This is a genomic window from Rhodococcus sp. KRD175 (assembly GCF_017168275.1).
In the GTDB taxonomy this organism is placed as follows: domain Bacteria; phylum Actinomycetota; class Actinomycetes; order Mycobacteriales; family Mycobacteriaceae; genus Rhodococcoides; species Rhodococcoides fascians.
This window is the reverse complement of record NZ_JABFAQ010000015.1, coordinates 79499-92459: the sequence shown is the minus strand read 5'-3', so window position 1 is coordinate 92459 and position 12961 is coordinate 79499. Positions and strand designations below refer to the sequence as shown.

At 65.3% G+C, this 12961-nt stretch carries 15 protein-coding genes and 1 pseudogene; 8 read left to right on the top strand and 8 right to left on the bottom strand.

Annotated elements, in window-relative coordinates; genetic code table 11:
- The first annotated feature begins 62 nt into the window (after positions 1-62).
- Positions 63-1262 (top strand): GNAT family N-acetyltransferase, encoded by a 1200-nt coding sequence (locus tag J1M81_RS20740; protein ID WP_032365886.1) that lies wholly within the window; start codon positions 63-65, stop codon positions 1260-1262.
- A gap of 5 nt (positions 1263-1267) precedes the next feature.
- Here J1M81_RS20740 and J1M81_RS20735 read toward each other — a convergent pair whose 3' ends face one another.
- Genes J1M81_RS20735 through J1M81_RS20725 form a run of 3 tightly spaced genes read right to left on the bottom strand, consistent with a single transcriptional unit; the run spans position 1268 to position 3606 of the window.
- On the bottom strand, positions 1268-1915 hold the full coding sequence (locus J1M81_RS20735) for a response regulator (protein ID WP_206498740.1): 648 nt from the start codon (positions 1913-1915) through the stop codon (positions 1268-1270).
- A gap of 21 nt (positions 1916-1936) precedes the next feature.
- A complete protein-coding gene (locus tag J1M81_RS20730) occupies positions 1937-3055 on the bottom strand; it encodes a sensor histidine kinase (protein WP_206498739.1) in 1119 nt (372 codons plus the stop codon).
- Positions 3052-3606 carry a CcdC protein domain-containing protein gene (locus J1M81_RS20725; RefSeq protein ID WP_027495911.1) on the bottom strand — a complete coding sequence of 185 codons (555 nt, stop codon included), beginning with the start codon at positions 3604-3606 and terminating at the stop codon, positions 3052-3054. Before J1M81_RS20725 ends, J1M81_RS20730 begins: the two co-directional genes overlap by 4 nt.
- Positions 3607-3773: 167 nt before the next feature.
- On the opposite strand from J1M81_RS20725, the gene J1M81_RS20720 reads away from it, so the two are divergent.
- Genes J1M81_RS20720 through J1M81_RS20700 form a run of 5 tightly spaced genes read left to right on the top strand, consistent with a single transcriptional unit; the run spans position 3774 to position 7493 of the window.
- Positions 3774-4001, top strand: a complete 228-nt coding sequence (locus tag J1M81_RS20720) for a hypothetical protein (RefSeq protein WP_206498738.1) — start codon at positions 3774-3776, stop codon at positions 3999-4001.
- Positions 3998-4948: an ABC transporter ATP-binding protein gene (locus tag J1M81_RS20715; RefSeq protein ID WP_032372957.1), complete on the top strand. Its 951-nt coding sequence runs from the start codon at positions 3998-4000 to the stop codon at positions 4946-4948. Before J1M81_RS20720 ends, J1M81_RS20715 begins: the two co-directional genes overlap by 4 nt.
- Positions 4945-5718, top strand: a complete 774-nt coding sequence (locus tag J1M81_RS20710; RefSeq protein ID WP_032372958.1) for an ABC transporter permease — start codon at positions 4945-4947, stop codon at positions 5716-5718. The genes J1M81_RS20715 and J1M81_RS20710 overlap by 4 nt, the downstream gene beginning before the upstream one ends.
- 36 nt (positions 5719-5754) lie before the next feature.
- Complete coding sequence (locus J1M81_RS20705) at positions 5755-6891, top strand: sensor histidine kinase (protein ID WP_045842048.1); 1137 nt, start codon at positions 5755-5757, stop codon at positions 6889-6891.
- Positions 6888-7493 carry a response regulator transcription factor gene (locus tag J1M81_RS20700; protein WP_027495906.1) on the top strand — a complete coding sequence of 202 codons (606 nt, stop codon included), beginning with the start codon at positions 6888-6890 and terminating at the stop codon, positions 7491-7493. Before J1M81_RS20705 ends, J1M81_RS20700 begins: the two co-directional genes overlap by 4 nt.
- A gap of 6 nt (positions 7494-7499) precedes the next feature.
- Here J1M81_RS20700 and J1M81_RS20695 read toward each other — a convergent pair whose 3' ends face one another.
- Genes J1M81_RS20695 through J1M81_RS20685 form a run of 3 tightly spaced genes read right to left on the bottom strand, consistent with a single transcriptional unit; the run spans position 7500 to position 10761 of the window.
- Complete coding sequence (locus tag J1M81_RS20695) at positions 7500-8771, bottom strand: MFS transporter (protein ID WP_032365881.1); 1272 nt, start codon at positions 8769-8771, stop codon at positions 7500-7502.
- Between the two features lie 57 nt (positions 8772-8828).
- Positions 8829-9257, bottom strand: a complete 429-nt coding sequence (locus J1M81_RS20690) for a MarR family winged helix-turn-helix transcriptional regulator (RefSeq protein WP_027495905.1) — start codon at positions 9255-9257, stop codon at positions 8829-8831.
- Between the two features lie 52 nt (positions 9258-9309).
- The gene (locus tag J1M81_RS20685) at positions 9310-10761 is read right to left on the bottom strand and encodes an NCS2 family permease (protein WP_027495904.1); all 1452 of its coding nucleotides are present in this window, start codon (positions 10759-10761) and stop codon (positions 9310-9312) included.
- Between the two features lie 59 nt (positions 10762-10820).
- On the opposite strand from J1M81_RS20685, the gene J1M81_RS20680 reads away from it, so the two are divergent.
- Together J1M81_RS20680 and J1M81_RS20675 are read left to right on the top strand one after the other, a co-directional pair.
- Positions 10821-11060, top strand: a complete 240-nt coding sequence (locus tag J1M81_RS20680) for a DUF2530 domain-containing protein (protein WP_027495903.1) — start codon at positions 10821-10823, stop codon at positions 11058-11060.
- Between the two features lie 141 nt (positions 11061-11201).
- Positions 11202-11345 (top strand): hypothetical protein, encoded by a 144-nt coding sequence (locus tag J1M81_RS20675; RefSeq protein WP_167327272.1) that lies wholly within the window; start codon positions 11202-11204, stop codon positions 11343-11345.
- Here J1M81_RS20675 and J1M81_RS20670 read toward each other — a convergent pair.
- Both J1M81_RS20670 and J1M81_RS26490 read right to left on the bottom strand, forming a co-directional pair.
- Positions 11314-11865, bottom strand: a complete 552-nt coding sequence (locus J1M81_RS20670; protein ID WP_027495902.1) for a phosphatase PAP2 family protein — start codon at positions 11863-11865, stop codon at positions 11314-11316. The two genes, J1M81_RS20675 and J1M81_RS20670, sit on opposite strands and share 32 nt — an antisense overlap.
- Positions 11855-12961: pseudogene (locus J1M81_RS26490) on the bottom strand (ATP-binding protein); the annotation flags it as partial. The pseudogene J1M81_RS26490 and the gene J1M81_RS20670, both read right to left, overlap by 11 nt.

Genomic DNA, 12961 nt, shown 5'->3' with positions numbered 1-12961 from the left:
CACCCGGCATTTCTGGCAGTCCCTCGGCGAACCACCACCCCGGTATGGAAAAGTTGTGAGCGATGACTACCGACGAATCGATCACCATCCGTACCGCCACCGACGACGACTGGGATGCCGTCGCGCTGCTCGACGCCCATGCGTTCGGCGAGCACCAGAACGCCGAGGACCTGGCCGAGACGCAGATCCTGACGAAGTCCGAGCACGTCTACCTGGCGTGGGACGGCGAGACCCCGGTCGGTGTGGCCATGCACTTCCCGATGTCGGTGACCGTTCCCGGCGGAGCTCAGGTCGAGGCATCGGGAGTGTCCTGGGTGTCCGTCGCGCCGACACATCGCCGACGCGGCATTCTGCGATCGATGTTCACCCAGCAGCACCGCGCTCTGAACGACGCGGGTGCGCCGCTGTCTCTGCTGACGGCCAGCGAGGCGACGATCTACGGACGCTTCGGGTACGGGCCGGTGACCGAGGAGATCAGCGTCTCGATCGACCGTCGGTTCGCTCAGTTCCGCAAGGACGCTCCCCCGGCGACGGGTGTGCGGCTGATCGAATCGGCCGAGGCCACCGAACTGCTCCCGGACATCTACCACCGGTGGCAGCAGCAGACCGCAGGCGCGCAGCCCAAGCCGCCGATCCGCTGGGAGCGCTTCTTCGCCGATCGCGAGAACCGACGCGGCGGACTGACCGCACTGTTCTTCGTCGTACATCCCGACGGCTACGTCGCTTACCGACGCGGACGCAACCCGAGCCGGGTCGTGGTGGAGGAATTCATCGCGGTGACCGACGACGCCTACGCCGCGCTGTGGCAGATCCTCGTCGGCGTGGACCTGGTCGACACCATCGAGGTACGGCAGGCACGGGACGAGGCATTGCCGTTCCTGCTGACCAACAACCGGCTGCCGAAGGTCACGGCTCACCACGACGCTCTGTGGGCCCGGATCATGCATGTCGAGGCTGCCCTCGAGGCGCGCACCTATGCCCTCGACACATCACTGATCATCGCCGTCCGCGACCCCTTCCTCGACGCAGGCGGTACCTATTCGCTGACCGTCACGGACGGCAGAGCCACCTGCACACGGGTGGAATCCGAGCCGGACATCGAACTCGACATCGACGTACTCGCCAGCATCTACTTCGGTACCCACCGAGCCCGATTGTTCGCCGCGGCCAATCGCCTCACCGCCCGCAACGAAGAATCACTGCACGCACTCGATCTGACGTTCGGAACAGCGCGTCCCGCCGTCATGGGTTGGGGTTTCTGACGCGACTATCCCGCCAGCCCGTGCGTGAAGGCGAAGTGCACGGCCTGCGCTCGATCTCGCAGTCGGGCTTTGGCGAACAGATGGTTGATATGTGTCTTGACCGTTGCCTCGCTGACGAACATCTGCTGAGCGATCTCGCGGTTCGACAGACCGGCCGCGATCGCGCGTAGGACCTCGACCTCACGCGGGGTCAAACCAGCTGGGATCTCGGGCGGACGGGAGTGCTCGACGGCTCCGAGCAGCCGAGCCTGTACCTCCGGGTTCAGTACGGACTGCCCGGCTGCCGCCGCCCGCAATGCCGCCGCTATCTCGACCCTTCCGGCGTCCTTGGTGAGATATCCGCGTGCGCCCGCACCGAGTGCATCGAGTATCGAGCGTTCGTCGGAGAAGGTCGTCAACACCACCACGGGTAGATCGGGGAAGAGCCCCTTCAGTATTCGGGTCGCCTCTATCCCGTCGGTGCCCGGCATCCGCAGGTCCATCAGCACGACATCGAGGCATTCGGTACTCATCGCGGCCTGCACTGCGGCGACCGCGCCATCGCCGTCCGTCGCGGTCGAGACGACGGTGATGTCGTCGATCAGATCGAGCATCGTCGCCAGCGCCTCGCGCACCGACGCCTGATCGTCGGCGATCACTATCCGAATGCTCATACCCTCACCTTCGTGTCGTCTTCAGTGTGGTTGCGGCACAGCAACTGTGGCACGGACAGTCCAACCCCGCCCGTCCGGACCCGCCGCGATCGATCCGCCGACCAGTGCGGCGCGCTCGCGCATGCCGACCAACCCCATTCCGGTACTGTCGACCGGTTTCGGCGGCGACTGGGCCGGGCCGTTGGTCACGGAGAGCTCCACCTGTTCTGCCGCGAAGCGAAGCACTACGTCGACTGCCGCTCCGGGAGCATGAGAACGGGCATTGGTCAGCGCCTCCTGCGCGCACCGAACCAGGAACTGCGACTGCGGCGTATCGAGATCGACAGCCTCGCCCTCGACCCGGAAGTTCCCGTCCGCGTCCACCAGAGCGGCCATCGTCGGCACCAGGGGCAGCACGTCCTGACGCAAAGTCTGCACGGCCCTGCGGGTTTCGGTGAGGCCCTCGCGAGCGAGGCTCTGCGCCTTGCTCACCGCGGCTCTGGCCTCGTCGGCGCGACCGGCGTCGAGCAACGCGTCGGCGACTTCGAGCTGCATATTGACCCCGGACAGCGAATGCGCGAGAACGTCGTGGATGTCGCGTGCGATACGGGCCCGCTCGGCCAGGGCATGCTCGCGCAATTCGGCGTCGGTGGCGCGCCGGGCATTGCGCAGTGCGTCCAGACGACTGCGTCGTGAATACCCGATCAGTACCGGCCACCCGGCGAAAAGACCGGCGGCCCATGGCCACCCGTCGACACCATGGTGATCGGCGATCCACAGCGCGCACGCGCACGCCACGCTGAGCGACACCGCATACGGAAACGCAATCGACGGCTTGAACCGCCACCCGGCATGTCCGGCGAACAGGAACGGAAACGCTGCTGCGACCCCGGTTCCGCCCAGAGGAAGAATCGCGGCGGAGGCGACCAGTGCGATGCCGGCCCCGGCGAGCGAGAGCCGGAGACCGGTCGACCGTCGCGACACCGTCGAGGCCGCCAGTACGAGACTGTTGACGACGAGCAGCGTGAGCACGAGCGGATCGTGCAGATCCGACGTCGCGAACGCCGCCACGACGACGACGGCCGTGACATACGGCCGACTCGACAGCCGGAAGCTGTCGAGTGCGGGTAACCGTACGTCCGGCGTGGGTGCCGACGTCACCGAATCTTCGCCCGTCCTTCGCGAACCCGACTGTGCATGTCGGCCAGCGTAGGCGACAACGTGTGGTTGCCGGACTTGTCGGCTCGCCACACGATGGTGGCCTCGGAATGCATGGCTCGGTAGAGCACCACGACCGACTCGGCGAGGAATCCGACCCCCACGGCCAACATGGTGGCCTGCCCGGCGACCGACGCTGCTGCCGGATCCACGACATTCTCCACCGGCACGAGGAGGAGGCGCACCGCGATCGCGGCCACCCATAGGCCGACCGACGCCAACGAGTAACGCATCCATGCCGCTCCGTCCCGCTCGGCGATCCGGACGGTGTAGCCGCGGACCACCCCGAACACGGCTCCGACGACACAGCCGAGGAGCAAGAACCCGATCGCCGTGGCCGAGAGCGCCGTCGAATTCAGTGACGCCAGTCCGGCGACGGCGAGGATCGCCGGAAGCACCAGCATGCGCCGAGCTTCCATGAGCTGGCCGGTCATGCGCCGCACCAGCAGGTATCCGACCAGAAGGACTACGAGAGCAATCGTTGCAATGTTCATGGCAGCAACGCTACGAAGATCGCGGTGGGGGCACATCGACCCACGGGTGGAGATCGGGTGGAGACACGCGCGCATGACGTTTGTCATGGCTGGACCGTGACGGTGTCACCTCAGGTCATGATGCGCTGCACTGTTTTCGGTGCTCGACGCGCAGCAGGATCGTAGTCATGAAGCAACCAGACGAAGGAAATCTGTTCACCGATCTGATGGAGCTCGGGCCGGCTCCGACGTTGGCGCGTGAGATCGTCGTCATCGTCATCAGCATCGCGATCATCGCCGTGCTGTTCGCGATTGTCGGCCCGTCCCTTCCGGCGTTCGTCGCACTGGGCGTCATCGTCGCCTTCATGGGTGTCCGGTTCGTCATCGGACTGCGCCATTGGGGGACGCAATCATGACCATCATCGACGTCGACGGGATGACTCGCCGCTACGGATCGGGCAAGAACGCGTACGAGGCCGTCCAGGCTCTCGATCTCCATGTCGCGGAGGGTGAGCTGTTCGGCCTACTGGGCACCAACGGTGCGGGCAAGACATCCACTCTCGAAGTGATTCAGGGCCTTTCGCGACCCAGCAAGGGCACGGTGCGGATCATGGGTATGGATCCGGTGGCCGATCGCCGCAAGGTTCGGCCTGCTCTGGGAATCATGCTGCAGAAGGGCGGACTGCCTCAGGATCTGACCACCGCCGAGAGTCTTCGGATGTGGGCGGGCACCTGCAGCCATCCACTGCCGGTGGCGGAGGTACTCGGTCGCGTGGACCTGGCCGACCGTGCCGATACGCGGGTCAAATTCCTGTCCGGCGGCGAGCAGCGCAGGCTGGACCTGGCATGCGCGATCATCAGCCGTCCGCGCGTCTTGTTCCTGGACGAGCCGACCACCGGTCTCGATCCCGAAAGTCGCCGCAACACATGGCGGTTGATCCAGGAACTGAAGAACTCCGGCGTCACGATCATGTTGACGACGCACTACCTCGACGAGGCCGAGTCACTGTGCGATCGACTCGCGATCATGCACCGCGGCAGAGTCGTTCGGAGCGGCACGGTGGACGAGGTGGTCGCCGACCATCCGGCGAAGATCGAACTGAAGGCCCCTGGAACGGCACTGCCGTCGCTGCCGGGCACATCCATGGACGTCTCGGGAGAGACGGTCTCGATCCAGACGTCCTCGGTTCAGGAGACGTTGACCGATCTGCTGCTGTGGGCTCGGAACAACGGGGTGACCCTGCACGGACTGGACGCCCGCGCGGCATCGCTCGAAACCGTGTTCCTCTCCATCGCAGACGAATTCGACAATTCCCCTATCGACGAACCAGCCGATGACAAGACCGAGGTGATGAGCGCATGAGCACAATGACCGCCCTGTCGCGAGCAGAATTCACACTGCTCGGACGCAACCGAGTACTACTGTTCAACGCGACCGTCATACCTCTCGTGCTACCGGTGGTCATGCTGATCATCAGCAGTCGGGGCGACGACGGATTGACCGACGTGGGCGTGGGAGCGGCACTCGAGTTCTTCGCGCTGTTCCTGCTGGTGTTCATGGTCTACTACAACATGCTCTCGATCTACGCCACACGTCGAGACGAGTTGGTACTCAAGCGACTTCGCACCGGCGAAAGCTCGGACATTCAGATTCTGCTGGGGCCGGCGGTCCCCTCGTTCGTCCTCACCGTCGTACTGGGCTTGATCGTCGGAGCTGTAGTGCTGGCCTTCGGTGGGCCCATTCCCACCAACGTCCTGCTCGTCGCTGTTGCCCTCCTCGGCGGCGCGGCACTGTTCGCCGCACTGGCGTTGATCACGTCTGCCTTCACCCGTAATGCGGAAGCAGCGCAGATCACCAGTCTGCCGGTCATTCTGATCGCCATGGCCGGCTCGGCCATGCTGCGCGACGTTCTCCCGGATTCACTGAGCCGAGTCGTCGAGCTGACTCCCATGGCCGCGGTGTCGGACCTGTTGAATCTGGGCTGGTTCGGTACCACCACCCCCGGCGACGCGTCGGTCGGGTTCGCCGCCACCTTCGGCGAGGCCGCCATGCCGGTGGCGGTGATGCTGGCCTGGATTCTCGGCAGCCTGCTGATCGCCCGCACCCACTTCCGCTGGGAACCGCGGTCCTGATCACACTGTCGTCGTCCGTCTGCAAGGCTGGAGATCATGAAGCTGTACGAGTACCTCAATCCACTGCACGGCTGGAACGACAGCAGTGCAGTGGAGAAGGTACGCGTCTACACCCGCCAATCGTTCCTGCTGATCACCGTCGGTGTCGCTGTCGGCGCGATGCTGACGACGCTTCAGTACGACGACTATCGATCGACGGTGGCGGCAGCGGTGTGTGCCGCCGCCGCTTTCGTGGTCGTTCAGCGCACCCCGGCACTCGGCGGCGAGTCGACGGCCAACCCTCGAATCCCGTTGGCGATCATGTCCGTCGCCGCTGTGGTGCTGGTTGCCGGAGGGACGACGAGCAACGCGCTCTGGGCCGCCGTACTCGTGACCACCGCGGTCGCGACCCTGATTCGATTGCGCTGGTCTCTCGCGGCAGCCGTGGCCGCCGCCGCGATTGCCGCGGCCGTGGGAACCCCGGCGCTGGAAACGGTAATACTCGGCGTCTTCATCGCTTTCATGGCCTTCACCGTGCAACTGTCGGCGTGGCTGCTGCGCATCGTGACCGAACTCGACGCCACCCGCGACGCAGCCGCAGCTCTCTCCGTCGCAGAGGAGCGCCTGAGGTTCTCGCGCGATCTGCACGACGTCGTCGGGCGCGCACTCTCGGCCATCGCGGTCAAGAGCGAACTTGCCGCGACGCTGGCCCGCAGGGGTGACGACCGCGCCGCGACGCAGATGGACGAGGTGCGCGCGTTGGCGCAGGAATCGATGACCGACGCCCGAAAGCTGGTGCGCGGCTATCGATCGGTGGATGTCGCAGGCGAACTCGACGGTGCCCGCTCGCTCCTGTCGGCGGCCGGGATATCCACCGAGCTCACCGGTGAGACCTCGGCACTGTCCGAGCGGGGGGCCGAGGCGGCCGCCTGGGTGGTTCGTGAAGGCGTGACGAACATACTGCGTCACTCCGCGGCCACCTATTGCCGAATCGAACTGACCGACAGCAGTATTCGACTGACCAACGACCACCCCGGTGCGCCGAACGGCCGCAACGACGGCACGGGTCTGAGCGGCCTACGGGAACGCTTGGTCGCGGTCGGAGGGGAACTGCGCACGGAGCAGACAACCGAGAAATTCACCCTCATCGCAGTGTTGCCCACATCGCCCCAGAACCCGAGGACCACACCATGATTCGAGTTCTACTGGCCGACGACGAGAACCTCATTCGATCTGCGCTGGCGACCATGCTCGATCTGGAGGACGACATCGAGATCGTCGGACAGGCCGATTCGGGCGAGAAGGCCCTGACGGTTGCCGCGGCCCTGGCACCCGATGTGGCAGTGCTGGACCTGCAGATGGGCGGGATCGACGGCATCGAGACGGCGCAGAAAATTGCCGAGACACTGCCCACCTGCGCGTCGATCATCGTCACCAGCCACGGTCGGCCGGGCTACCTGAAGAAGGCGCTCGAGGCCGGCGTGCGCGGGTTCCTCCCCAAGACCACCTCGGCCGCCACCCTGGCCGAGGTGGTGCGCACCGTGCACGGCGGCGGGCGGTACGTCGACCCGACGCTCGCCGCGGAAGCCATCGGGGCCGGGGACTCACCGCTCACACCGCGGGAAGCCGATGTGCTCGAGTTCGCCGCCGACGGCGCATCGATCGCGGAGATCGCGCAGCGCGCGCATCTGTCACCCGGGACCACCCGCAACTATCTGTCTGCGGCGGCCGCGAAACTCGGGGCGGCGAACCGGCACGAGGCCTGCGCACTGGCCCGACGCCACGGGTGGATCTGAGGAGCGTCAGACCTTGGCGGCTGCGGCCACCGTGTCGAGGGTGGGCAGCCGGTGACCGTCGGCGGGCGGTACCACGGTGATCCGCAAGTTGTTGTGCCGCAGCAGATACACGGCAGCGAAGAGTCCCGTCGCCAATGAGATGACACCGCCGAACAACAGCGGTGCGCGTGGATCGAGGGCGTCGGCGAGCCAGCCGAGCACCGGGCTGCCCAGCGGAGTTCCGCCCAGGAAGCACAGCATGTAGATGCCCATCACGCGGCCGCGCATGTCGGACGGCACCGACATCTGCAGAATGTTCATCGCCGACGTCGTGAACGTCAGCGTCAATGCGCCGGTGGGCACCAACAGCACTGCCACGAGAACGTAATTGGGCATCAATCCCACGAGTAACTCGAACAGACCGAACGCGATGACCGCACCGATGAAGAGCCGCAATCGAGGGGCGGTGGCGCGCCGGGCCGCCAGGGTCGCTCCCGCGAGCGTGCCGACCGCGAGGGTGGTCGACAGCAACCCGTATGCGTCGGCTCCGCTGCCGAACGTGTTGCGCGCCAGCACCGACAGACTCAGCGGAAAATTGAGACCGAACGTCGAGACCATGAACACCGTCGCCAGCAACACTCGTAGGTCTCCCCGCCCCCAGACGTAGCGAAAGCCCTCCCGTACCTGCCCTTTGGCGCGCGGTGCCGGTTCGACACGGAAGAGTTGACCGACGTTCATCGCCAAGAGGGCACCGAACACCGCGGCGAACGACACCGCGTTGATCAGGAACACCCAGCCGGTACCGACGAGGGTGATGAGCACTCCCGACACCGCAGGCCCGACGATCCGCGCCATGTTGAACGTCATCGAGTTCAACGCGATCGCGTTGGACAGAGTTTCCTTGCCCACCATCTCGATGGTGAACGATTGCCGCACCGGCGCGTCGATGGCAGACGAGCAGCCGAGGATGAAGGCGATGACATAGACGTGCCAGAGCTCGACCATGTTGCCGACATCGAGCACACCCAGCACCAGACCGCAGACTGCGGCGAACACCTGGGTGATCATGAGGAGTTTGCGCTTGTCGTACCGGTCTGCGAGTACTCCGCCCCACACCGACAGAAACAGCGTCGGCCCGAATTGCAGGGCCATGACGATTCCGACGGCAAAGCCGTTGCCGCCGGAGAGCGTCAGCACGAGCCAGTCCTGGGCCACCCGCTGCATCCACGTTCCGACCAGCGAGACGATCTGCCCCGACGCCCACAATCGGTAGTTGCGAGTCTTCAGAGCAGCGAACATCGTCGCGCCGGACGTACGTGAAACTGGAGCCACAGGTCAAATAATAAACCTAGGTAACTACTCGGAGTCGCTGACCAATGCGCTGATGATGCTCACCGCATCTCGCAGCGTCGCGAGCTGCTCGGGTCCGAGGCCTGCCAGCTGTGCGGTCATCCACGCCTCGCGAGCACTCGCCTCGTCCGCGATCAGTTCCTTGCCGGCCGCCGACAACGACACGATCACCTGACGGCCATCGGTGGGATGCGGCGTGCGCTCCACCAGACCCAGCTCGGCCAACGACGCGATCACCCGCGTCATCGACGGGGGTTGAACCCGCTCCCGAGCCGCCAACGCGCCAGGCGTCATGTCGCCCTCCCTACTCAGCGTGGCCAGAGCCGACAGCTGAGTGAGCGACACTTGCGAGTCCACTCGCCTACCTCGAAGGTGGCGAGTCAACCTCACCACCGCAAGCGACAGGTCGCTTGCCAATTCCCGATTGTCTTTCACACTGTTTCCCGACGTCACAGCGCAGAGAATACGCCCTGGTACCGACCCAGCATCAGGTAACCGCATCCGTGATGGGACCGACTGCGAAAAACGCCACGAACAGCAACGCGACGACCCATAACAGGGGATGTACCGTCTTCGCTCGGCCCGAACCGACGGCGAGCACGACCCACGTGATGAAACCGACGCCGATACCGTTCGCGATGGAGTAAGTGAACGGCATCACCAGGATGGTGAGGAAGGCCGGCAGCGCGTAATCGAAGCGCTTGAAGTCGATGTGGAGAACCTGACCGATCATCAGGGCACCCACCACCACCAGCGCCGGAGCAGCCGCCTCGATGGGCACGACAGCCGTGAGCGGGGTGAAGAACATCGCCAGCAGGAACAGCAGGCCGGTGACGACGTTGGCCAGTCCGGTGCGTGCGCCTTCCGCGATTCCCGAGGCCGACTCGACGAACACCGTGTTCGACGATGCGGACGCGCCGCCGCCCGCAATGGCTCCGGCACCTTCGACGACCAACGCCTTGCCGATGTTGGGCAGCGTGCCGTCCTTGTCGAGATTCGCTTCTTTACCCAGACCCGTCATCGTTCCCATCGCGTCGAAGAAGTTCGCGAGGACGAGCGTGAACACCAACAGACTCGCGGCCAGCACACCGATGCGGGTGAACGCACCGAACAGGTCGACGTTGCCCACCAGCGACAGGTCCGGCGACTGTACGAGAACGCTGGGCAGCTGCGGCACGGACAGGTTCCAGCCCTTGGGGTCGACGCCGTTCGACGGCCCCACGTCGGTGACCGCCTCGATGATGGCCGCCAACACCGTCGTGACCACGATGCCGATCAGCAGACCGCCGCGGACCTTGCGCACCACGAGCACACCCATCAGCAACAACCCGAACACGAAGATTACCGTCGGCCACGACGCGATGGACCCGTCGATGCCGAGGCCGACGGGAACCGTCGTGCCTGCGGCGTCGGGGATCCGGCGTACGAAGCCGGAATCGACCAAGCCGATGAACGCGATGAAGGCACCGATGCCTGCGGCGATCGCAGCCTTCAGTTCGGGCGGAATCGCGTTGAACACCGCCGTCCGGAAGCCGGTGACGGCCAACAGAACGATGATGATGCCGTCGATGACGACCAGGCCCATGGCCTCGGGCCAACTGACCTGAGGAGCGATGGTGACGGCCAGGAGAGTGTTGATGCCGAGGCCGGCCGCGATACCGAAGGGGTAGTTGGCGATGATGCCGAACGCGATGCTCATGAAGCCGGCGACCAGTGCCGTCACGGCGGCAACCTGGGCGACGGGCAGGATGTTGCCGAGCACGTCGGTCTTGGCAGCTGCGTCGTCGGCGGAGAAACTACCGAGGATCAGCGGGTTGAGCACGACGATGTAGGCCATCGCCACGAAAGTGACGACACCGCCGCGAACCTCGGAACCCACAGTCGAGCCGCGCTCGGTGATCTTGAAGTAGTTGTCGAGTAATCGCGACGACATAGGCATGAGTGAAAGATAAAGCACACCGCGAGGGTTGGCGAAATATGGTGGCGTAGCGTGAATTCGTGGCCGACGTCCCGCAGATCCCGCCCCGCCTCACCGATCCGGTGCCGGTGTTGACGATCGGCATCCTCGGTTGGATCGTTGCGCTGGTCGTGTTCACCGCCACCGGCGACCGCAGCGACGACGCGGTGGCGACGTGTTGGTCCGGCATCGCGGTCGGCGCTGTCGGGTTCGCTCTGTTCCTGGCGCAGAGAGCCGCGTCACGACGCGGCAGCAGAACCGCCCAACGCGGCCTCGATTGAGATCAGGATCACGTTAGCCCGATCACGAAAACCGTTCTGACGTGGGCAAACTAACCCCTCAGCCGGTTGAGTAACACAGAGTTAACGTGGAGCATAGGTTATGTCAGTTTCGATAACCTTTGATCCACGAAAGCACAGGCCATGAAGTTCGTCGCTCAGTACCGCAACCGCCGCAACCACGTCCGCTCGCTCCGCGCCCTCTACGCACGCGCCAACGCTGTCTCCAGCCCGGCCATGCGTGACGAGCTCCTCGTTATCGCGCAGCGCTCGGATTTCTCGCGCTGATCGCTTTTTCGGCGTAGATCCAACCCAGCCCCCACAGGGCACCGAACACCCAGCCGGCCAGCACGTCCGTCGTCCAGTGCGCACCCAGATAGATCCGAGAGAATCCGATCAGCAGGGCCGCGACCACAGGCAACGTCAGTAGCACCGGCCGATGCAGCCACGGAGTGGACGATCGCAGCATCACCGCGATCGCCACCGTGGCAAGCAACATCGACATCGTCGCGTGGCCGGACGGAAACGAATGGCTCGAAATCTCCACCAGGCGTTCAGGAATCGGTGGACGTTCCCGCGCGAACGCGAACTTCAGCGCATTCATCAGCCCCCACCCGGTGAGCATCGAACCCGCGACCATCCACGCGTCGACAGTCCTCTTGGACGTCAGCAACGCGCCCCACACCCCCGCGGACAACACGAACATCATGAAGGTGTTCCCCACCGTGGTGATGATCCAGAACATCGTCGTGACCCAGCCGACTCGATGCTCGACCATCCACTCCAACACGGCATGGTCAGGCCCCACGAGGTCGCTCCCAACTTTCCACACAATGCACTGTTCCGTCCGCGGTCACCCACCACGGCACAGCACGGTCACCGCTGACAGCCCCCGACAACCGCACCACGAGTTCGCGGTGCACCACCACCGAACCTGTCGGCAGCGGTAGACCCAGCACCGCACAGGCCAGCACGGCCCCGGGCTCTCGATCCCACGAGCTGACGCGTCCGACTCCGCGAACCTCGCCGGTGATGGCCTCCGACGCCCGCCTGATGTCGAGGACATCGGCCAACGCGGCTGCCGTGGTCATGTCCGAGAGCACCGCCACCTCCGGTGGCACGACCGGTGCCAGCCATGGCGCATCGACGACCAACCCGTCCGACGCATCGGCCACGGTGCCGCCGAGAGTGCGCACGCGATCCGGTGGATCGAGATCCGCCACGTCGATGCGTCGATCCAGGACGGCACTGGCGATCAGCGTGTGCGTGCGCGCGATCACCGCCGCCGTCGGATGTCGCTGCGGGTCCTCGAGTGCACGCAACAACACCCGCGCGCTCTCGACGCTCTCACACGTCGACGCGGCGAGCACCGCGTGCAGTTCGTCGGCGCGCGGATGATCGAACGGATCGAGCAGACCGGCGAACGTCTCGTCCGACGGCGCCCGGAACGTGGTCGGCGAGCGGTTGTCGATCAGCGCATGACGTCGCAGCCACCATGCCGTGTAGCCGTCCCGGTCGGTCATGGCTGCACGGGTACTCGGTTCGTCGAGCAGAATCGTCAGAGCTTCGGCCCAGGCATCCGACCGGACCAGGTCGAGATCACGAACCGCAACAAGGGTTTCCGGCTCCGTGGCCAGACTCGACCACCAGGCGGGCTCGTCGTCCAGGTCGTGATCCGGCCCCGTCGGACACTCGTCGCGCACCACCGAGAACCCCCAGCCGACGCCCACCGCGCGCAGGGCCCGCTCACCGAACCTGGCCACCGAGGCCGCCGACAGAACACCGAACGGCGAATCCCGAACCAACAGCCTCGCCAACGGTGCACCGGGCAGCAACAGTTCGTCCGCACTGCGCAATTCGCCCTCGTCGTCTTCGAGTGGCAGACTCCCGAGCCACCCCGGAAG